Source organism: Roseibacterium elongatum DSM 19469, assembly GCF_000590925.1.
Classification (GTDB): Bacteria; Pseudomonadota; Alphaproteobacteria; order Rhodobacterales; family Rhodobacteraceae; genus Roseibacterium; species Roseibacterium elongatum.
The window spans coordinates 1,072,578-1,091,537 of record NZ_CP004372.1 but is presented as its reverse complement, the minus strand read 5'-3'; the positions used below and the strand labels follow the sequence as shown (position 1 = coordinate 1,091,537).

At 63.0% G+C, this 18,960-nt stretch carries 15 protein-coding genes; 6 read left to right on the top strand and 9 right to left on the bottom strand.

Annotation, left to right across the window (positions count from 1 at the left end):
• Window positions 1-163: 163 nt before the first annotated feature.
• From ROSELON_RS05165 to ROSELON_RS18925, 5 genes are read right to left on the bottom strand one after another with little or no spacing between them, the layout of a single operon-like run.
• Window positions 164-3,760, bottom strand: a complete 3,597-nt coding sequence (locus tag ROSELON_RS05165) for a magnesium chelatase subunit H (protein WP_156945831.1) — start codon at window positions 3,758-3,760, stop codon at window positions 164-166.
• Window positions 3,732-5,282, bottom strand: a complete 1,551-nt coding sequence (gene bchB, locus ROSELON_RS05160; protein WP_025311364.1) for a ferredoxin:protochlorophyllide reductase (ATP-dependent) subunit B — start codon at window positions 5,280-5,282, stop codon at window positions 3,732-3,734. The genes ROSELON_RS05165 and bchB overlap by 29 nt, the downstream gene beginning before the upstream one ends.
• Entirely contained in the window at window positions 5,279-6,562 is a 1,284-nt protein-coding gene (locus tag ROSELON_RS05155; RefSeq protein ID WP_025311363.1) for a ferredoxin:protochlorophyllide reductase (ATP-dependent) subunit N, read from the bottom strand. Before ROSELON_RS05155 ends, bchB begins: the two co-directional genes overlap by 4 nt.
• The gene (bchF, locus tag ROSELON_RS05150; protein WP_025311362.1) at window positions 6,559-7,044 is read right to left on the bottom strand and encodes a 2-vinyl bacteriochlorophyllide hydratase; all 486 of its coding nucleotides are present in this window, start codon (window positions 7,042-7,044) and stop codon (window positions 6,559-6,561) included. Before bchF ends, ROSELON_RS05155 begins: the two co-directional genes overlap by 4 nt.
• Before the next feature lie 60 nt (window positions 7,045-7,104).
• Window positions 7,105-7,230, bottom strand: a complete 126-nt coding sequence (locus ROSELON_RS18925; protein WP_281172854.1) for a hypothetical protein — start codon at window positions 7,228-7,230, stop codon at window positions 7,105-7,107.
• A gap of 135 nt (window positions 7,231-7,365) precedes the next feature.
• Here ROSELON_RS18925 and ROSELON_RS05145 point away from each other — a divergent pair, with 135 nt between their 5' ends.
• The 6 genes from ROSELON_RS05145 to idi all read left to right on the top strand — a co-directional run bounded on the left by ROSELON_RS05145 (window position 7,366) and on the right by idi (window position 13,782).
• Window positions 7,366-8,259: a cobalamin-dependent protein gene (locus ROSELON_RS05145; protein ID WP_084613663.1), complete on the top strand. Its 894-nt coding sequence runs from the start codon at window positions 7,366-7,368 to the stop codon at window positions 8,257-8,259.
• Between the two features lie 39 nt (window positions 8,260-8,298).
• Window positions 8,299-9,738, top strand: a complete 1,440-nt coding sequence (ppsR, locus tag ROSELON_RS05140) for a transcriptional regulator PpsR (RefSeq protein ID WP_025311360.1) — start codon at window positions 8,299-8,301, stop codon at window positions 9,736-9,738.
• 129 nt (window positions 9,739-9,867) lie between these two features.
• Window positions 9,868-10,785: a chlorophyll synthase ChlG gene (gene chlG, locus ROSELON_RS05135; protein WP_025311359.1), complete on the top strand. Its 918-nt coding sequence runs from the start codon at window positions 9,868-9,870 to the stop codon at window positions 10,783-10,785.
• Window positions 10,782-12,071 (top strand): BCD family MFS transporter, encoded by a 1,290-nt coding sequence (locus tag ROSELON_RS05130; protein WP_025311358.1) that lies wholly within the window; start codon window positions 10,782-10,784, stop codon window positions 12,069-12,071. The genes chlG and ROSELON_RS05130 overlap by 4 nt, the downstream gene beginning before the upstream one ends.
• A 2-nt stretch (window positions 12,072-12,073) precedes the next feature.
• Entirely contained in the window at window positions 12,074-13,255 is a 1,182-nt protein-coding gene (locus ROSELON_RS05125; protein WP_038650960.1) for a geranylgeranyl diphosphate reductase, read from the top strand.
• Window positions 13,252-13,782 carry an isopentenyl-diphosphate Delta-isomerase gene (gene idi, locus ROSELON_RS05120; protein ID WP_025311356.1) on the top strand — a complete coding sequence of 177 codons (531 nt, stop codon included), beginning with the start codon at window positions 13,252-13,254 and terminating at the stop codon, window positions 13,780-13,782. The genes ROSELON_RS05125 and idi overlap by 4 nt, the downstream gene beginning before the upstream one ends.
• Before the next feature lie 64 nt (window positions 13,783-13,846).
• On the opposite strand, the gene dxs is transcribed toward idi, so the two are convergent.
• The 4 genes from dxs to pufL all read right to left on the bottom strand — a co-directional run bounded on the left by dxs (window position 13,847) and on the right by pufL (window position 18,958).
• The gene (dxs, locus tag ROSELON_RS05115) at window positions 13,847-15,772 is read right to left on the bottom strand and encodes a 1-deoxy-D-xylulose-5-phosphate synthase (RefSeq protein WP_025311355.1); all 1,926 of its coding nucleotides are present in this window, start codon (window positions 15,770-15,772) and stop codon (window positions 13,847-13,849) included.
• A gap of 168 nt (window positions 15,773-15,940) precedes the next feature.
• Entirely contained in the window at window positions 15,941-17,044 is a 1,104-nt protein-coding gene (gene pufC, locus ROSELON_RS05110; protein WP_025311354.1) for a photosynthetic reaction center cytochrome PufC, read from the bottom strand.
• A 3-nt stretch (window positions 17,045-17,047) separates the two neighbouring features.
• Window positions 17,048-18,052, bottom strand: coding sequence for a photosynthetic reaction center subunit M (gene pufM / locus ROSELON_RS05105; protein ID WP_025311353.1), 1,005 nt, complete (start codon window positions 18,050-18,052; stop codon window positions 17,048-17,050).
• A 3-nt stretch (window positions 18,053-18,055) separates the two neighbouring features.
• Window positions 18,056-18,958 carry a photosynthetic reaction center subunit L gene (gene pufL / locus ROSELON_RS05100; protein WP_025311352.1) on the bottom strand — a complete coding sequence of 301 codons (903 nt, stop codon included), beginning with the start codon at window positions 18,956-18,958 and terminating at the stop codon, window positions 18,056-18,058.
• Between the last annotated feature and the right edge of the window lie 2 nt (window positions 18,959-18,960).

Here is an 18,960-nt window from a genome sequence, read left to right as displayed (position 1 = left end):
TGGCGTCCTGATGCACCTGCACCGAGCCTTCGCCATCCTCGCCCTTGTTCAGGACGGGCGGCGCGCCAAGGCCGCGTTTCGCAAGGCCCTCGGCCTCGCGCGCATTGGCGCGGGCGGCGGGGGGGTTCTGGTATCGAGGGGGCTCATCCGGTCGTCTCCTCTGTCATTCCGCGGCCATTCCGGGGGTGAGGCCTTCGAGGGTATCCTCGAGCTCGTCCGCGCCGGCCTGAAGGGCGGCGAGCGTAGCCTCGTCGGGTTGCCAGTAGTTGCGCTCGAACGCCTCGAGCAGGCGGTTGGCCATGCGCACCGAGGCTTGCGGATTCAACTCCGCCAACCGCCGACGCATGTCTTCGTCGAGAACGAATGTCTCGCTCAGGCGCTGGTAGACCCAAGGGTCGACCTGCCCCGTCGTGGCAGACCATCCCAGCGTGTTGGTGACCTGCGCCTCGATCTGGCGCACGCCCTCGTGACCGTGCTTGAGCAGGCCCTCGAACCATTTGGGGTTCAGGCTGCGCGAACGGGTTTCCAGCGCCACCTGCTCCTGCAGGGTGCGCACCTTGCCCTCGCCACGGGTCTGGTCGCCGATGAACACCGGGGCATCCTTGCCCTTGGCGCGTTTCACTGCGCGCGAAATGCCGCCGAGCGTGTCGAAATAGTGGTCCACCGTGGTGACACCCAACTCGACCGACTCGAGGTTCTGATACGCCAGATCCACGTCTTTCAGGGCGTTCTGCAAAAGACCCGCATTCTTGCGCGCCTTGCCATCCATGCCATAGGCGAAACTCTTGCGCGCCTCGTAGGCATCGGCAAGTTCGTCTTCCTCGCCCCAGGCGCCGCTGTCGATCAGGGCATTGACGTTCGATCCATAGGCCCCTTCGGCATTGGAAAAGACACGCAGCGCGGCCTCTTCCATCTCGACGCCCATTTTCTGCATGTAATCCAGCGCATGCGCCCGGACGAAGTTCATTTCGGCCGGTTCCTCGGCGGTGGCCGCCTTGTAGGCGGCTTCCGCCAGCATCCGGGTCTGGAGCGGCAGCAGGTCGCGGAAGATGCCCGACAGCGTCATCACCACGTCGATGCGCGGGCGGCCGAGCTCCTCCAACGGGATCAGATCGGCCCCGCAGAGACGACCGTAACCATCGAAACGCGGCGTCGCGCCCATCAGGGCCAGCGCCTGGCTGATCGGGCCGCCATCGGATTTGATATTGTCCGAGCCCCATAGAACCAGCGCGACAGACCGGGGCATTTCACCGGCCGCCTCGATCAGTTTCTGGGCCTGTTTCGCACCGTCCTGCAGCGCAAAGGCCGTTGGCATGCGGAACGGGTCGAACGCATGGATATTGCGGCCCGTCGGCAGAACCTCGGGCGAGCGGATCAGATCGCCGCCGGGAACAGGCTCGATATAACGGCCGGAGAGCGCGCGCATCAGCGCGCCCAATTCGGTCTCCTGCCTCAGCAGGTTTTCGACCCTGTTGCGCGTTTCAGGGTCTGTCTCGGCCATCACCCGCAGGTGTTCCTGCAACTCGGCCTCGGCGATGGGGCGTCCCACGACATGCAGACCATCGGGGATCAGCGCATCCTCGGTTTCCAGTAGCGTCAGCCACAGCTTGTCGGGGTCGCGTTCGGTCAGGTCGACGGCCTCGGCCTGCGCCTCGATCAACTCGGCCAAATCCTGGCGCTCGGGCGCGTCGGGCGACAGCGCACGCCAGCGCGTCAGGCTGTCCTTCAGTTCCGAAAGCCCCTTGTAGAGACCGGACGCCGCCAGCGGCGGGGTCAGGTGTGTGATGGTCACCGCATTCGAGCGACGCTTGGCCAAGGTCGCCTCGGACGGGTTGTTCGAGGCATAGAGATAGACATTCGGCATCTCGCCGATCAGGCGGTCGGGCCAGTCGCGCGCGCCAAGACCGGCCTGCTTGCCGGGCATGAACTCCAGCGCGCCATGCATGCCGAAATGCAGCAGGACATCTGCGCCGAAGGTGTTCCTGAGCCACAGGTAGAAGGTGGTGAAGGCATGGGTCGGCGCGAAACCATGTTCGAACAACAGGCGCATCGGGTCGCCCTCGTACCCGAAGGTCGGCTGCACCCCCACGAAAACCTTGCCCAGCTGCGCCCCCAGCACGAAGACACCGCGGCCATCCGACTGGATCTTGCCCGGTGCGGGGCCCCAGACGCTTTCGATGGCTTTCAGCGGCGGGGTCGTGCGCACGATGGTGTCGGCATCGACATGGGCGGCGACGTTGGCCTCTTGCCCGTATTGTTTGGCGTTACCCTCCAGCACGGCGCGGCGCAGGTCATCGACGGTGGCGGGAACCTCCACGTCGTAACCGTCGGCTTTCATCTGCTTGAGCGTGTTGTGCAGGCTTTCAAAGACGCTGAGATAGGCGGCGGTGCCGATGGCCCCGGCATTGGGCGGAAAGCCGAACAGGACGATCCCCACCTTCTTTTCCGCGTTCTGCTTGCGCCGCAACATGGCAAGGCGGCGGGTCTTTTCCACCAGAGATGTGACCCGTTCGGTGCAGGGGGCCATCGCCCGCGTATCGGATCGGCATGCGCAGGCCAGCGAGCAGCCCTGGCAGCCATCGACGCCATGACGCCCGCCGAACACCGTGGGGTTGGTGGCGCCGTCGATTTCCGGCAAGGCGACCAGCATGGTGGTCTCGACCGGGCCGAGCCCGCCATTGGACGACGACCACTGGCCGAGCGTCTGAAACTCGATCGGGTGCGCCGCGATGTAGGGCACATCCAGGTCTTTCAGCACCTCGACCGCGGCTGCACTGTCGTTATAGGCTGGGCCACCGATCAGGCTGAACCCTGTCAGGGACACCAAGGCGTCGATGCGACCCTTGTCGAAATAGGCGGAGATCGCAGGCCGCCCGTCGAGGCCACCGGCAAAGGCGGGGATCACGGCCAGCCCCGATTTCTGCATCCGGCGGATCACGGCATCATAATGTGCGGTGTCACTGGCCAGGATGTAGGAGCGCATCATCAACAGGCCGACGGTGCCGACCGGGTTTTCGGGTTGCGGAAGATCCGCCAAATCCGTGGTGATGTGATGATCCGGAAGATCGGGGTGGTAAAGGCCCACCTCGGGGTAGTCGATTGGCGCGGCGGCGTCTGCCCCGGCAAAGTCGCGATCGGTGGCATAACGGCCGACCAGGAACCGGACCATCTGTTCGACATTGTCGTCAGACCCGCCCAGCCAGTATTGCATCGTCAGGAACCAGGCGCGCACGTCTTGTGCCTTGCCCGGAATGAATTTCAGGATCTTCGGCAGGCGACGCAGCATCTTCATCTGCTTTTCGCCGGATCCGCTGGGGGCGCCGTTGCTGCCCTCTTTCGAGCCGCGCAGCTTTTTCAACAGCTTCATCGGCCCGCTGGCCGGTTTGGTCATGTCCAGATCGCCCATGCGGGTCAATTGAACCACTTCCTTGGCCGAGATGATGCCGATCATCGCATCGCAGTGATCGCGGCGCGCCTGCAGATCGGGCAGGATTGCCCGGATATGTTCCTCGATGAACAGCAGGTTGGCGACGATGATGTCGCCATGCTTGATGGCGATCTTTGCCTCTTCCAGCGCTTCGGGGTTTTCCGCCCACTCGGCACTTGCGTGAACCGAGACGTTGAGACCCGGGAACTCCTTGCCCAATCGGTCACTAACCCGCGCGGCAGGGCCTGCCGCATGGGCGTCCAGCGTGACGATCACGACCCGGTAGCCGGGGATATGGTCACTATCACCGCGCAAAATGTGCCTTAGCCTCATACAAAGTGTCGATGCTGATCTCGGAAACGCCACGTTCGGCGGCGAATTTTTCGGTGTTGCGACGGGCCTTGCCGCGCACGAAGAACGGGATTTTCTTCAACTCTCGCTCGGCATCGGCCAGCCAGACCATGACATCACCGCCCGTTTCCGCCGGAACCTCGGGTTCGGTGGCAACAAGGTCGGACACCGGCGCCTCGGACAAGGGTTTCGGCGCGTGGCCGCCGTGGTGGCTGGCGCCGGCTTCGTCATGGAATTCGAAATCCTCGCGGAACATGTGCAGCAGGTGTTCCTCGAGACCCATCACCAGCGGATGGATCCAGGTGTCGAAGATCACGTTCGCACCTTCCCAACCCATCTGGGGCGAGTAGCGCGCGGGGAAGTCCTGCACATGGACGGGGGCCGAGATCACGGCGCAGGGAATGCCGAGGCGTTTGCCGATGTGGCGCTCCATCTGCGTGCCGAGGATCATCTCGGGCGCCAGATCCTCGATGGCCTTTTCGACCTCGAGGTAATCGTCGGTGATCAGCGCCGCGACGCCATATTCCTTGGCGAGGTTGCGGATGTCACGGGCGAACTCGCGGTTGTAGCAGCCGAGACCCACAACCTCGAAACCCATTTCGTCCCGCGCGATGCGTGCGGCGGTTTTGACGTGGGTCGCATCGCCGAACAGGAACACGCGTTTGCCGGTCAGGTAAGTGGAGTCGACCGATTTCGACCACCACGGCTGGCGCAGGCGGCTGAGGTCTTTTTTCGGCTCGACACCGCAGATATGGGCCACTTCCGCCACGAAATCATGGGTCGCGCCGACGCCGATCGGAACCGTCTTGGTGTAGGGCTGGCCGCAGGTGCGTTCGAGATGCCGCGCGGCGGTTTCCGCGTGCTCGGGGTACATCAGTACGTTGAAATGCGCCTGGCCCAGCTTGGCGATATCCTTGGGCGTGGCGTCGAACGGGGCCACGACATTGACGCCGATCCCCATCTCGTAGAGCAGGCCCTTGACCTCTTCGATGTCGTCGCGGTGGCGAAAGCCCAGCGCCAGCGGCCCGATCAGGTTTGCCGTGATCTGGGGGGTGCGGTCCATGGGCTGCACCAGCGCGCGCACGATCTGGTAGAACGTCTCGTCCGAGCCGAAGTTTTCCTTGCGCTGGTAGCTGGGCAACTCCAGCGCGACGACCGGCACGGGAATGTCCATCGTTTCCGCCAGACCGCCGGGATCATCCTGGATCAGCTCGGCCGTGCAGGACGCGCCGACGATCATCGCCTGGGGGCGGTACCGGTCATAGGCATCCTGACAGGCGGATTTGAACAGGCCAGCCGTGTCTTCGCCAAGGTCACGGCCCTCAAAGGTCGTGTAACTGACCGGCGGGCGGTGGTTGCGCCGCTCGATCATGGTAAACAGCAGGTCGGCATAGGTGTCGCCCTGCGGAGCGTGCAGCACGTAATGCAGACCCTTCATCGCGGTGGCGACGCGCATGGCACCGACATGCGGCGGGCCCTCATATGTCCAGACGGTCAGCTTCATTCCGCCGCCTCCAGTTTCAGAAGCTCACGGCGCCGCACGGGGCGGCTGAACAGACCGGCCAGATCGCCCGCCTGTTCGTAGAAATGCACAGGCGTAAAGACCAGTTCGATCGCCCATTTGGTGGTCAGCCCTTCGGCCTCGAGCGGGTTGGCAAGGCCAAGGCCGCAAACCGTCAGGTCGGGACGCGCGGCGCGCACCCGGTCGAGTTGCTTGTCGACGTCCTGTCCTTCGGAAATCGTGGGGCCGGCCGGGATCAGATCCATATCGGGGCCGACAAGGCCCTTGTGGATGTAGGGCTGCCCGATCTCGACGGCCTCCATCCCGCATTCGCGGGTCAGGAAACGCGCCAGCGGGATTTCCAGCTGGCTGTCGGGCATGAAAAAGATGCTCTTGCCCTGCAGCGCCTTGGCGGCGTTGGCGATAGCGGTGCGGGCCCGGGCGCGCGGCGCATCGGTCACACGGGCAAAGGTTTCGTCGTCCACGCCGAATTCATCGGCGATGGCGCGTAGCCACAGGGTCGTGCCCTCTTCGCCAAAGGGGAACGGGGCCTGGATCATGCACGCGCCACGACGGTCGAGCGCAGCGGCCGTGTCGCCAAGGAACGGCTGAAGGCAGGCGTAGACGGTATTCGGGCCAACGGCGGGCATTTCGGCCGAGCGATGCGCGGGCAACACCCGGATCGGGCCGATCCCCATCTTGGTCAACAGGTCGACGGCCTGATCCTCGACCACGTCGGGCAGCGCGCCGACCAGCAGCAATTCGCGCGCGTCGGTCTTGGGCAGAACCGGCACCATCGAGGCAAGGCATGCATCCTCGCCCTGGGTGAACGTGGTTTCGATTCCGCTGCCGGAATAGTTCAGCACCCGCACATGCGGCGCGTGCTTGACCGTCAGACGCTCGGCGGCGCGGTGCAGGTCCAGCTTGATCACTTCGGACGGGCAAGAGCCGACGAGGAAAAGCTGCTTGATGTCCGGGCGGCGCGAGAGCAGGCGATCAACCTCGCGGTCGAGTTCCTCATGCGCGTCGGCCATACCGGCAAGGTCGCCCTCTTCCAGAACGGCAGTGCCAAAACGCGGCTCGGCAAAGATCATGACGCCCGCCGCCGATTGCAGCAGATGCGCGCAGGTGCGGCTGCCGACAACGAGGAAGAACGCATCCTGCATCTTGCGGTGCAGCCAGATGATGCCGGTCAGGCCACAGAACACTTCGCGCTGACCACGCTCTTTCAGGACGGGGGCGTCGCGACAGGTTGCGCCTGCGATATGCGTCGGCTGGTTCACAGGCGACCCTCCGACTCGAGCCGCGCCATGCGCAGCTTCCACAGGAATTGCGCCGCGTTCACGACATAGGCGGCATAGGCGGCCAGGGCGATCCACATCTGGGTGTCATGCGGCCACCCCGCGAACAGCGCCCAGACATAGGCCAGGTGCAGGGCGATGACGGCAAAGCTGAAGACATCTTCCCAGAAGAAGGCATGGGCAAACAGGTACTGGCCGAAGACGACCTTTTCCCAGATCGCACCGGTGACCATGATCGTCAGCAAGACAAGCGTCTTGATCACGATCGACACCGTCGCCGCCGCATATCCGACATCTGTCAGCATGTAACGCAGCACAAGCGCGAGCGAGACGAGGAAAACGAGGAACTGCAGCGGAGCCAGCACACCCTGCACGGTCGTCCAGGCGGTTGAATCCCGTCGCGCACGCTCTTCCGGCGTGTAAAGCTGCCTTGACGGCGCTTCTGTCAGAGTGTCGCTCGGCATGTTCCGTCGATTCCTTTGGTCCGTCTTTGAAAGTTAGGAGTGTAAACCCGATAGTGTCAATCAAAACTTACACTTTTCCTGCGTGGTTTTCGATGCGGCAAAAGCCTGCATCATGAACCAAAATACACTTGTTTTTCTGGCTTTAACCTTGATCTGGCGCAATAAATCGGGCGTTTCGACGCCCATGGAATGTGGCTGTGTCAATTTCCTTTGACAGATAGCCGACGATGAAAGACACTTTGGGTGAATATCTCGCCGACTGCCCCCCATGCGAGACACCGCACCAAGCGGGGGGTCAGAGGCCAACACATTGAAACCGACATGCCCGATGATCGACAAAGGATAACCCGGACAACAGCCGGGGAGGCGTTTGCTGCGCCGCACGTCGTCGCTGGGCGCGGCATGATTGACGGCGACCTTCGCGGCTTTGCCCATCACGCCATTCACCTTATGACAAAAACGACCTACGCGAACACCAACCTGCCGAAACACCGCCTGGACCTGATGTGCCAGGCATTCATCGACGTCCACGACGATCCGCGCCGTCTGGTGATCATGCGATTGCGCCAGAACGGCGTCAGCGTCGAAGACATCGTCGACATCATCATTCCGGCCATCGCCCGGAGCCTCGGCCAACGCTGGGCGGATGACGAAATCAGCTTTGCCGAGGTTTCGATCGGCAGCGCCCGCCTGCAGGAAACGGTGCGCGCGCTGGGCTCCCCGACTCGCGCCGGACACCTTGGCATCGGTGCATCGATCCCCGACAAGCCCCAGGCAGACCCCGCGCCCCGAACCGGCGATGAGGCGGAAAAGCGCGTGCTTTTGATCATCCCGCGATCCGAACATCACAGTCTGGGCGCGTTCGTCTGCGCAGACCAGCTCAGGCGGATGGATTACGCGGTCGACATTGCGGTGGACCAGCATCTCAGGGACATCACCAACACCGTGCGGCAAAGGCGTTACGCAATGATCGGTATCACGGCCGCGGGGCGCAGGGCGCTTGCATCGGCAAGGGATTTGGTCCAATGCATACGTATTAACACGGTGCGCGCGACCCCCATTGTACTTGGCGGCTCCATTCTGGAGTCGAGATCCGATTTGCGAAAATTGACGGGCGTGGACCATGTGGCGTCTGACATGGCGTCGGCATTGGCGCTGTGCGGACTTGAAAGTAACGGGCGCAATGCCCTTCTTGAGGTGGATGCAAACGAATAAAACTAAGCATCTTGCCTCGGTATCGGGACAACGTTTCTCATGAATACGCGTGGAACAGATTTCTGGGATTACCCGTCGCCCCCGCCGATCGGGCCGGAGCAATTCAACGAGATCGTCACCACGGCTGCTGATCTTGCCATTGTTCTCGATACCGCAGGCACCGTGAAGTCGGTGGTCACCAACCCCTTGAATCCGTCGCTTGGCCAACTTGATCATTGGAAAGACCGCGACATTCGCGAGTTCACCGCAGAAGACAGCCTCGGCAAGCTCGAGGCGCAACTGACCGCGTATCGCGAAGGGAAAAAGCCCAAGGTCGATGCGATCGAGGTGAACCACTTCGACAACGCGAATTGGGAATTCCCGATCCGCTACACCATCCACAAAACGGGCAACCCCGACATCATCCTGATGCTGGGCCGCGACCTGCGCCCGATTGCCGAGTTGCAGCATCGCCTGGTCAAGGCGCAGCTCGCCCTCGAAAAAGACTATGAAAGCCATCGCGATTACGAAACGCGCTACCGCGTCGTGATGGAGGCCGTTCGCGATGCACTTGTCCTTGTCGATGTGGCATCGGGCCGGGTCCTCGATCTGAATACGGTTGCGGCGCAGATCCTTGGCGCTGAGGCGGATGCGCTGACCGGGTCGGCCTTCACGCAGGAATTTGACGGACGACGCCGGGGCGAATTCCTTGAGGAACTGGTGAATGCCGCCGGCGACGAGGCCGCGGGTTCGACCACGGCCAAGACCCGCCGCGGAAAGGTCGAGGTCGCCATTTACCCGACCGTGTTCCGTGCTGCCGGTGAAAAGACCCTGCTGTGCCGCATGGAAGTGGCCGGGTCACAGGAAAGCGTTGCGGCCGAGCTGACACAAACCCTGACAGGGATGTATCGTGACGGCCCGGATGCCGTCGTCTTCACTGACAACCATGGGGTCATCCGTTCGGCGAACGAGGCGTTTCTCGGGCTCTGCGATGCAGGGCAACTGGCCGACGTCAAGGGCAAGTCCCTCGGCGACTACCTCTTGCGGGGCAGTGTCGATCTCAAGGTGTTGATCGAAAATGCGGCGCGGCATGGCAAGATGCGGCTCTATTCCACCCGTTTCGAAGGCGCCTACGGCAGTCAGCTTTCGGTCGAGGTGTCCGCGACACATCTGGCCGGTGGCGGCATGAATGGCTTTGGCTTCGTGATTCGCGACACCTCGCGGATGGAAGTCGTCCGCGAACCGGGCGGCCCGACCCAGCCCAGCCCGGCCCCGATGTCGGATGATGCAATGCGCAATGTGATGGACCTTGTCGGGTCGGCCCCGCTCAAGGATATCGTGTCGGCAACGACCGATGTGGTGGAGAAGATGTGCATCGAAACGGCCGTCGAGTTGACTGACAACAACCGTGTCGCTGCGGCCGAAATGCTGGGCCTGTCGCGTCAGTCGCTCTACGTCAAGCTGCGTAAGTACGGCCTTTTGCACAAGAACGGCGGCTGAACGCCAACCCCATAATTCAATGGGCTTGATGCCGGGTTTGCCGCGACCCCCTTGGCATGCCTGAGACATATGGCGTCAGGCGTATTTTACACTTGCCGATTCGCATACTGTCAACTTATCCTGACAGTCATGAGTGTAACGACCGACCTCACCCCGACGCAGCCGCGCAAACTGCCCGAACCAAGGGCCGTTCTGACGCTCTTGAAACCCATTACATGGTTCCCGCCCATGTGGGCCTATCTGTGCGGCGCCATCAGCGCCGGCGTTGCGCCCTCAGGTCACTGGTTGGCCCTGGGGCTGGGGGTCGTGCTGGCCGGGCCCGTTGTCTGCGGCATGAGCCAGGCGGCGAACGACTGGTGCGACAGGCATGTCGATGCCATCAACGAACCTGACCGCCCCATCCCGTCGGGCCGTATACCCGGCCGATGGGGCCTGTGGATCGCCCTCGCCATGTCGGGTCTGGCGCTGCTGATCGGTCTGGCGCTTGGGCCTTGGGGCTGGGGCGCGACGGTCGTCGCCGTTCTTGCGGCCTGGGCCTATTCGGCCGAACCGGTTCGCCTGAAGAAATCGGGCTGGTGGGGGCCCGGCCTTGTCGGCCTGTCCTACGAGTCGCTGCCCTGGTTCACCGGCGCGGCCGTCCTGTCTGCCGGTGCGCCAGCCTGGCCCGTCGTGATCGTTGCCCTGCTCTATGGCATCGGCGCCCACGGGATCATGACACTCAATGACTTCAAGGCACTGGAGGGGGATCGCCAGATGGGCGTCAACTCCCTTCCCGTCACGCTTGGCCCCGAACGTGCGGCGAAACTGGCCTGCGTGGTCATGGCGGTGCCGCAGATCATCGTGATCGGCCTGCTGTTTGCGTGGGATCGTCCCTGGTACGGGCTGGCCATTGTCGTGTCGCTGATCCTGCAGTTCTATGCCATGAGCGTCATGCTGCGCGACCCCAAGGCCAAAGCGCCCTGGTATAACGGCACGGGTGTCACGCTCTACGTGCTGGGCATGATGGTCACGGCCTTTGCCATCCGTACGCTCGAGGTCGCGCCATGACCCTGACCTGGGTGCAGATTGTCCGACTTGGCCTTGTACAGATGGCCCTGGGCGCCATCGTGGTTCTCACGACCTCGACCCTCAACAGGCTGATGGTCGTCGAACTGGCCTTGCCGGCCGTACTGCCCGGTCTGCTGGTCGCCTTGCATTACGGAATCCAGATTACCCGCCCGCAATGGGGCTACAAGTCCGATACGGGGGGCCGCCGGACCCGCTGGATCATCGGCGGCATGGGAATGCTTGCCCTCGGCGGCCTTGGCGCTGCCTACGGCGTGGTGATGATGGAAAGCAGTTTCACCCTCGGGCTGATCATCTCGATCCTTGCCTATGCCGCGATCGGTGTCGGGGTTGGCGCGTCGGGCACTTCCTTGCTGGCGCTGCTGGCGACGGCAACCGCCGACCATCGTCGCCCTGCGGCGGCCACCATCACCTGGTTGATGATGATTGTCGGCATCGCGGTCACGGCCGGGGTCTCGGGGCAGTTCCTCGACCCCTATACACCCCTGCGCCTGATGCAGGTGGTCGCCACGGTGACCGGCCTTGCCTTTGTCATCACCGCCCTTGCGGTGTGGGGGATCGAGCGCACGGTCGTCGCCCGCGCCGAGCCCGAAGCCGCTCCTTTCCTCGAAGGCATGAAAGAGGTCTGGGCCGAACGAAAGGCCCGTTTGTTCACGATCTTCGTGTTCCTCAGCATGACGGCCTATTTCATGCAGGAGCTGATCCTGGAACCCTATTCGGGCCTCGTGTTCGAGTTCACGCCGGGGCAATCGACCTCGTTGTCGGGGGCGCAGAATGGCGGGGTGTTCCTCGGCATGGTCGTCGTCGGCCTGGCCGGGACGGCTCTGCGCTTCGGGTCGCTCAAGGCTTGGGTGATTGCGGGGTGCATCGGCTCGGCCGGGGCGCTTGTGCTGATCACCAGCCTGGGCCAGATCGGGCCCGAGGCACCCTTGGTGCCGGCGGTAGTGTTGATGGGGTTCTTCAACGGCATGTTCGCGGTGGCGGCCATCGGCTCGATGATGGCCTTGGCCGGCGAAGGGCGCGACGCGCGCGAAGGCACCCGGATGGGCCTTTGGGGCGCGGCCCAGGCGATTGCCGCCGGTTTCGGCGGGCTTGCCGGTGCGGCGATGGTCGATTCCATGCGGGGGTTCCTGCCTGATCCAACGGCCTTTGGCGCCGTGTTCCTTTTCGAAGCGGTCCTGTACCTCGCCTCGGCCTACATGGCCGTGCGCGTCATGGACCGCCACCCTGCCATCGGCCCTGCGCGGGCCGCCGTACCGGGAGAATGACCATGATGTACGATGTTGTCGTAGTAGGGGGCGGGCCTTCGGGCGCGACCGCGGCAGAAGACCTTGCGCGGTCGGGCCACAAGGTGGCCTTGCTGGATCGCGCTGGCCGGATCAAACCCTGCGGTGGGGCCATTCCGCCGCGTCTTATCAGGGATTTTCACATCCCCGACGAGCAGATCGTGGCCAAGATCACCACCGCCCGCATGATTTCGCCCTCTGGGCGCAAGGTCGACATCCCCATCGAGAACGGGTTCGTCGGCATGGTCGATCGCGAACATTTCGACGAGTTCCTGCGATGCCGCGCGGCCGAGGCCGGCGCCGACCGGATCACCGGGACCTATACGCGCATCAGCCGCGATGCCGAGGGCACCCATGTCCACTACCGTGACAAGGCGACGGGCGAAGATCGCGCCCTGACCTGCAAGATCGTGATTGGCGCGGATGGCGCTCGCTCGAACGTGGCCCGAACCGAGGTCAAGGGCGGTGACAAGATCCCCTATGTGATCGCCTATCACGAGATCATCGAAGCCCCCGAAAAGGGGGCACATTACGATCCGGAACGCTGCGACGTGATCTATGACGGCCGCATCAGCCCCGATTTCTACGGCTGGGTCTTTCCCCATGGCACATCGGCCAGTGTCGGCATGGGGTCGATGGTGAAATCGGTCGATGTGAAACAGGCCACTGCCGATCTGCGCGTGGCCTCGGGCCTGCAGGATTGCAAGACGATCCGCCGCGAAGGCGCGCCCATCCCGCTCAAGCCGCTGGATGAATGGGACAATGGCCGCGACGTGGTTTTGGCCGGGGATGCAGCGGGCGTCGTCGCCCCCTCCTCGGGTGAGGGGATCTATTACGCGATGGCGGGCGGCCGCTGCGCCGCCACCGCTGCGGCGGCCAAGTTGCAGACCGGCCTCATCCGTGACCTCAAACTGGCCCGCAAACTGTTCATGCGCGAGCACAAGAACGTCTTCAAGGTGCTGGGCGCCATGCAGGATGCCTATTACAAGTCGGATGAACGGCGCGAACGGTTCGTCAGCCTTTGCCACGACATCGATGTTCAGCAATTGACGTTCGAAGCCTATATGAACAAGGAACTGGTCAAGGCACGCCCGATGGCGCATCTCAAGATCGGCTTCAAGAACCTGTCCCATCTGACCGGCCTCGTTCCGGCGACACGCATATGACAATCGACATTCCCACCTGGGTGGATGGCCGCCTGACACCCGTCGAAAAGCTCGAAGCGCATGTCAAAGGGCTGCGTCACAAGGCGATTTCCGTGTTCCTTCTGCGCGAGGGGCGCGTGTTGCTGCAGCGGCGCGCGATGGGCAAGTACCATACGCCGGGGCTTTGGGCGAATACCTGCTGCACACATCCGTTCTGGGGTGAAGACAGCCTGACCTGCGCCAGCCGACGCCTCGCTGAAGAGCTTGGGTTGCATGACGTGACCCTGACCTATCGCGATACGGTCGAGTACCGGGCCGATGTCGGCGGCGGGCTGATCGAGCACGAGGTTGTCGATATCTTCGTGGGTCAATTGCCACAGGGGACCGAGCCACAGCCCAACCCCGACGAGGTGATGGATACCATCTGGCAGCCGCTCGAGACGCTGGCGGAGGATGTGGCGCGACAACCGGATGGGTTCACGCCCTGGCTGCAGATCTACATGCGCGACCACGCCGAGAAGATTTTTGTCGAGGCCGATCCCGCCTGACAACAGCAAGGTGGATACTAAAAAGGGCTGCTTCTGGCAGTCCCTTTTTCTGTTTCCGGCAGGCTCAGGCGCGCTTGGGCGCGACGAAATCCGGCGTGGCCACACCCATCGCCTGCAGCGCGGTCGCCGCGATATCGGTGGCGGTCAGCCCGGCATCTTCATACATGTCGGACGGGCTGGCCTGATCGATGAAGCGATCGGGCAGGAACATGGGTCGAACCGCGCAACGCCCGTCCAGCTGCCCGGTCGCGGCAAGGTGGTGCAAGACCAACGCCCCGAAGCCGAGCATCGACCCCTGTTCCACCGTGACTAGGGCGGCATGATTGGCAACCAGATCGTCGATCAACTGGGTATCGAGTGGTTTCGCGAACCGTGCATCGGCAATCGTGACCGAGATGCCCTTGGCCTCGAGGGCGCGCGCGGCCTCCTGAACCTCGGCCAGATGTGCGCCGAGGGAGAGCAAGGCAACATCATGACCGTCTTGCAGGAGACGACCCTTGCCGATCTCCAGCACGGTGCCGGGGTCGGGCAGATCGACGCCGACCCCCTCGCCCCGCGGATAGCGCAAGGCGATCGGCCCATCGTCATAAGCCGCGGCCGTCGCCATCATGTGAACCAGTTCGGCCTCGTCCGCGCAGGCCATGACCGTCATGTTGGGTAATGCGGCAAGGAAACTGATGTCGAACGCCCCGGCATGGGTCGGCCCATCGGCCCCGACCAGGCCGGCGCGATCAATCATGAAGCGCACCGGCAGGTTCTGCAGGGCCACGTCGTGAACGATCTGATCGTATCCGCGTTGCAGGAAACTGGAGTAGATCGCGCAGAACGGTTTGAGACCCCCGGCGGCAAGACCGCCGCAGAAGGTCACGGCATGCTGTTCCGCAATGCCGACGTCAAAGACACGCCCAGGCATGGCCTTTTGCAACACGTTCAGCCCGGTACCGCCAGGCATGGCCGCGGTAACACCAACGATCCGCGAGTCCGTCTCGGCCATGCGGGTCAGGGTCGATCCAAACACGCCGGTATAGCTGGGTGCGTTCGATTTCGATTTCTTCTGCTCGCCGGTTTTGACATCGAACTTGGCAACGCCATGGTAGCAATCGTCGGCACCTTCGGCCGGGGCATAGCCTTTGCCCTTGACCGTCACGGCATGAATCAGGACCGGCCCCGTGGCACGGGCCTTGGCCGCGCGCAGCACCGCGAGCAACTCGGCCATGTCGTGCCCGTTCACGGGCCCCAGATAGGTGAATCCCAGATGCTCGAACAGCGTCGCGGATTTCGGGTGCCCCGTAACCAACTCGCGCGCGCGTTCGGCCCCCTGGCGCAATGGCTCAGGCAGGTGCTGGGCCACGCCATCTGCAATATCCTTGAGGGCGGCCAGCGGGGAGTTCGTGGCCAGGTTCGACAGGTAGCGCGACATGGCGCCCGTCGGAGGGGCGATCGACATTTCATTGTCGTTCAGAATTACGAAAAGGCGGCGCCCGTAATCGCCGGCATTGTTCAGGGCCTCATAGGCCATGCCGGCACTGATTGACCCGTCGCCGATGACGGCCACCGCATCCCCCGTGGCTTCGCCCAGTTCGCGCGCCATGGTGAAGCCTAGCGCGGCCGAGATACTGGTCGAACTATGCGCGGCGCCAAAGGGGTCATAATCGCTCTCGGAGCGTTTGGTGAAACCGGACAGGCCGCCTTTCTGGCGCAGGGTGCGGATCCGATCGCGCCGACCAGTGACGATCTTGTGCGGGTAACACTGGTGCCCGACATCCCAGATCAGCTTGTCATAGGGCGTGTTGAACACGGCATGAATGGCCACCGTCAATTCGACCACACCCAAGGACGATCCAAGATGGCCGCCGGTTTGGGAAACCACGGAAATCGTCTCGGCGCGCAACTCGTCGGCGCATTGTTTCAATTCCGCGTCACTCAGACGGCGCAAATCCGCCGGATAGGTCACGCGATCGAGAATAGGGGTGTTCGGTGTGTCGGTCATTCTCAGGGTCCTCTCGAACCGGGTCGCCAAAGGCGAAAAAGCCGCGGATAGGGTCTGAGCCTATCCGCGGTCAAGTTAACCTCACGAAGGGACGTAAGGGTCTTTCAGATCCGCGGGCGGCGTGAACCGCCCGCGGTCAAACTTGCTATGGCACACGGCCCTCATGGCTCACTCGAAGGCCGAGTAGTCTGGCTCACCGTCAAGGACGGCCAGCTCGGGCCAGTTGCGGATGACGTTCAGGCCATTGAGCGGCTGCTGCTCGTACTGGTGGCACGTGCGGCACGCGGCAAGCGGCATGTCGGCATAGACCGGGCCCAGGCGTTCTTCGGGCAACACATCCTGCAGCGGCAGGAGGTATTCCGCTATGATTTCCTGAACCATGGTGATGCCCAGGGTCGCGGTGGCCCATTGCGGGGTCACCTGGCCGGGATCGTAGAACGCCCGCGTGTTGTGGCAGAAGGTACAGTTCACACCCAACGAGTTCGAGATGTAGTTCATGAACGCGTAGGTCCGTTCCGTCTGCTGGATCAGCGGATCGCCCGGTTGCTGCTGCACACGGCTGGCCAGATCGTGGACGTTGATGTCGTTGTAGAAGCCTTCCTCGTTCTCGATCAGGTAGTGCTCGAGATAGTCCGAGGGCAGCGACGTGAAGTTCGACGCCATCGTGACCCGGTTCTGGTTGGCGCTCCAGCCCGCAACGTTTTCGTTCACGGGGCTGACCCGATACCAGATGTTGTTCGGCACCGGCATCCCGCGGTGGCAGGAGTAACAGGTTACACCCACCTCTGCGTTCGCCTGAACGTGTGCCGCCCAGTTCTGGTTGATATTCTGGGTCATCTGGATCATCCGCCGGGCGACCGTGGTCTGGTAGTTGTCCAGACCAGGTTCGAGCAGATCGGGAATACCCGTCCAGCTCCGCATCGCCTCGATCAGCCGGTTGTAGTTCTCCACCGAGAGGTCGGCCAAGAGCGGCTCGGCCCCTTCGATGACGTCCCCGGCCCGCTCGGAGTCTGCGGTCGGCACCACCGGTTCCGAGGTGAAGTACCCCGCAATCGTTGGATCACCGGCCTCGAGATCCGAGACGAATTCGGCGACGTGCATACCGGTCCCGCGGGGTCCGGTCTGCATGCTGTCTGTTGCGTAGGGTTGTCCCCAGGTCACGAGCATCGCTGCTACGAACACCGCCGATCCCGCGACACCGACAGCAACTGCGGGGCCGAAGATATTGGTGGGGTTCTCCCGGTTCCAGTTGTCAAACCACTTGGGAAACATGGCTCACTCTCCTGTCGGGGCGATGCCGCCGAAGTCGCTGTACGTACCGTAGGCTTCGTAACCATAGGCACCCAGATACTCGGGGGCGAAGTTGTGTTCCTGGGCCCAGATGAACCAGTTGTCCACGACGGTCCCGGTGAGAAGGATGCCAATACCGCCGGTGATCGGGGTCAGGACCGCGAACCACCAGGCCCACCGGTGAATCCCCTCCATCGTGGCATTGAAGCCCATCGTCCAGCGCCAGAACAGCGCCGCCCGCTCGGAAGCCGTGCCACGGTCGACGATCTGCTCCAACTCCCGGTCGCCGCCATAGCGGGTCACGGCCATGATGGTGCCGCCGTGCATCGCGAAGAGCAGGACAGAGCCATAAAGGAACACGATCGAAAGGGCGTGGAACGGGTTGTAGTAGAGGTTCCCGTAGCGGATCGAGAAGGCCGTGGTCCAGTCGAGGTGCGGGAAGATGCCATAGGGCACCGCCTCGCTCCAGGATCCCATCAGGATGGGGCGGAACAGGCCAAGGACAAGGAACAGCCAGATCGCGGCAAGGAAAGCCCAGGCGATGTGCTTGCCCATCTTGTGCTGGGTGGCCAGCAGATAGGTGCGCACCCACCATGCCATCACCGAAACGAGCAGGAAAAAGCTCGCGATGATGTACCAGCCCCCGTCATTGAGCGGCGGGAATCTGAGGCCCCATTCCGGCCCCGGCGGTTCAAGGGCCAGCCAGAACAGCTGACGCAGGAATTCGGGGATCGACCAGCCGACTTGCGCCAGCATGTTGAGGCCCACGATGAAGAACCAGGTAAAGCCGGTGGCAAGGCTGGTAAGGCCGGCCCAGCCCAGGTAGATCGGGCCAAGCTGGGCGTTGCCGACCCAACCCAGGAGTTTGGAGAAGGTCGTGCCATCGGTGCGACCGCCGCCGAGAACGTTTTCCTTCAACTCCATGCCCATCTCGGGCTCGCCCTGGACCTGGACCTGCGTGAAGATGTTTTGATATTCGAAGTAGGCCATGGCTCATTCTCCCCCAATGACGGTGGCGGAGGCTTCGGTGCCGTAGGTGGCCATACCGGTGCTGTCGTAGACAACGCCTTGGTCGGGCCAGATCGGCAGGTCGAGCCACCAGTTCCACCACTCGGGCCAGCCTGCGGTCCAAACCGGTCCGGAAATGATGATGCAGACCGCGCTCCAGAACACCGCCGCGATGGCCAAGAGCAGGCCAAGACGGTGGATGCCCAGGGTGCCGATCGAGTAGCCGATGAAATCACGGAAGAAGGTATCCTCGTGATCCGGCGTCTTCATCTCTTCGCCCTTTTCAGGGTTGGCCGCCGACAGGATCAAACCGCCGTGCAGCGCCAGGGCCAGGGTCGTGGTGAAGAACAGCGTCACCGCCAGCATGTGGGCCGGGTTGTAGTGGAAGTGCAGGTAGGCGTAGCCAACATTCGACACCCAATCGAGGTGGCTGAAGATCCCGTAAGGGAAGCCGTGCCCCCAGGCCCCCATCAGAAGCGGGCGAAAGATCACCAGCGTCACATAGGCCAGGATGGCGAAAGCAAAGGCAAAGGGCACGTGATACCCGATCCCCAGCTTGCGGCAGATTTCGACCTCGCGAAGGGCCCAGCTGATGAATGCGCCGGTGGCACAGAACGTGATGATCTGCCACAGACCGCCTTCCATCAAGGGCGCCATCCCGAGACCGTAACTTAGGTCAGGGGGTGCGATATTGATCGTCCAGGGATTGAACGTGCCTTGCATGGCCGCCCCCCAGAAGATCAGAACCGTTCCCAGAACGGCGAAAAATGCTGTCGTGACTCCGAAGAAGCCCACGTAGAAAGGGCCCACCCAGAAATCGAACAGATCGCCGCCGATCAGCGTCCCTCCGCGGACGCGATATTTCTTTTCGAAGCTCAGCAAAGCCATGC

What these genes read in the sequence shown, in the direction of transcription:
- pufC (WP_025311354.1), bottom strand. Translation starts at nt 17,044, where the DNA reads ATGTTTCCCAAGTGGTTTGACAACTGGAACCGGGAGAACCCCACCAAT.
- ROSELON_RS05165 (WP_156945831.1), bottom strand. Translation starts at nt 3,760, where the DNA reads ATGAGGCTAAGGCACATTTTGCGCGGTGATAGTGACCATATCCCCGGC.
- chlG (WP_025311359.1), top strand. Translation starts at nt 9,868, where the DNA reads ATGAGTGTAACGACCGACCTCACCCCGACGCAGCCGCGCAAACTGCCC.
- pufM (WP_025311353.1), bottom strand. Translation starts at nt 18,052, where the DNA reads ATGGCCTACTTCGAATATCAAAACATCTTCACGCAGGTCCAGGTCCAG.
- ROSELON_RS05125 (WP_038650960.1), top strand. Translation starts at nt 12,074, where the DNA reads ATGATGTACGATGTTGTCGTAGTAGGGGGCGGGCCTTCGGGCGCGACC.
- idi (WP_025311356.1), top strand. Translation starts at nt 13,252, where the DNA reads ATGACAATCGACATTCCCACCTGGGTGGATGGCCGCCTGACACCCGTC.
- pufL (WP_025311352.1), bottom strand. Translation starts at nt 18,958, where the DNA reads ATGGCTTTGCTGAGCTTCGAAAAGAAATATCGCGTCCGCGGAGGGACG.
- ROSELON_RS05145 (WP_084613663.1), top strand. Translation starts at nt 7,366, where the DNA reads ATGCCCGATGATCGACAAAGGATAACCCGGACAACAGCCGGGGAGGCG.
- ROSELON_RS18925 (WP_281172854.1), bottom strand. Translation starts at nt 7,230, where the DNA reads ATGGGCGTCGAAACGCCCGATTTATTGCGCCAGATCAAGGTTAAAGCC.
- ROSELON_RS05130 (WP_025311358.1), top strand. Translation starts at nt 10,782, where the DNA reads ATGACCCTGACCTGGGTGCAGATTGTCCGACTTGGCCTTGTACAGATG.
- dxs (WP_025311355.1), bottom strand. Translation starts at nt 15,772, where the DNA reads ATGACCGACACACCGAACACCCCTATTCTCGATCGCGTGACCTATCCG.
- bchB (WP_025311364.1), bottom strand. Translation starts at nt 5,282, where the DNA reads ATGAAGCTGACCGTCTGGACATATGAGGGCCCGCCGCATGTCGGTGCC.
- ppsR (WP_025311360.1), top strand. Translation starts at nt 8,299, where the DNA reads ATGAATACGCGTGGAACAGATTTCTGGGATTACCCGTCGCCCCCGCCG.
- bchF (WP_025311362.1), bottom strand. Translation starts at nt 7,044, where the DNA reads ATGCCGAGCGACACTCTGACAGAAGCGCCGTCAAGGCAGCTTTACACG.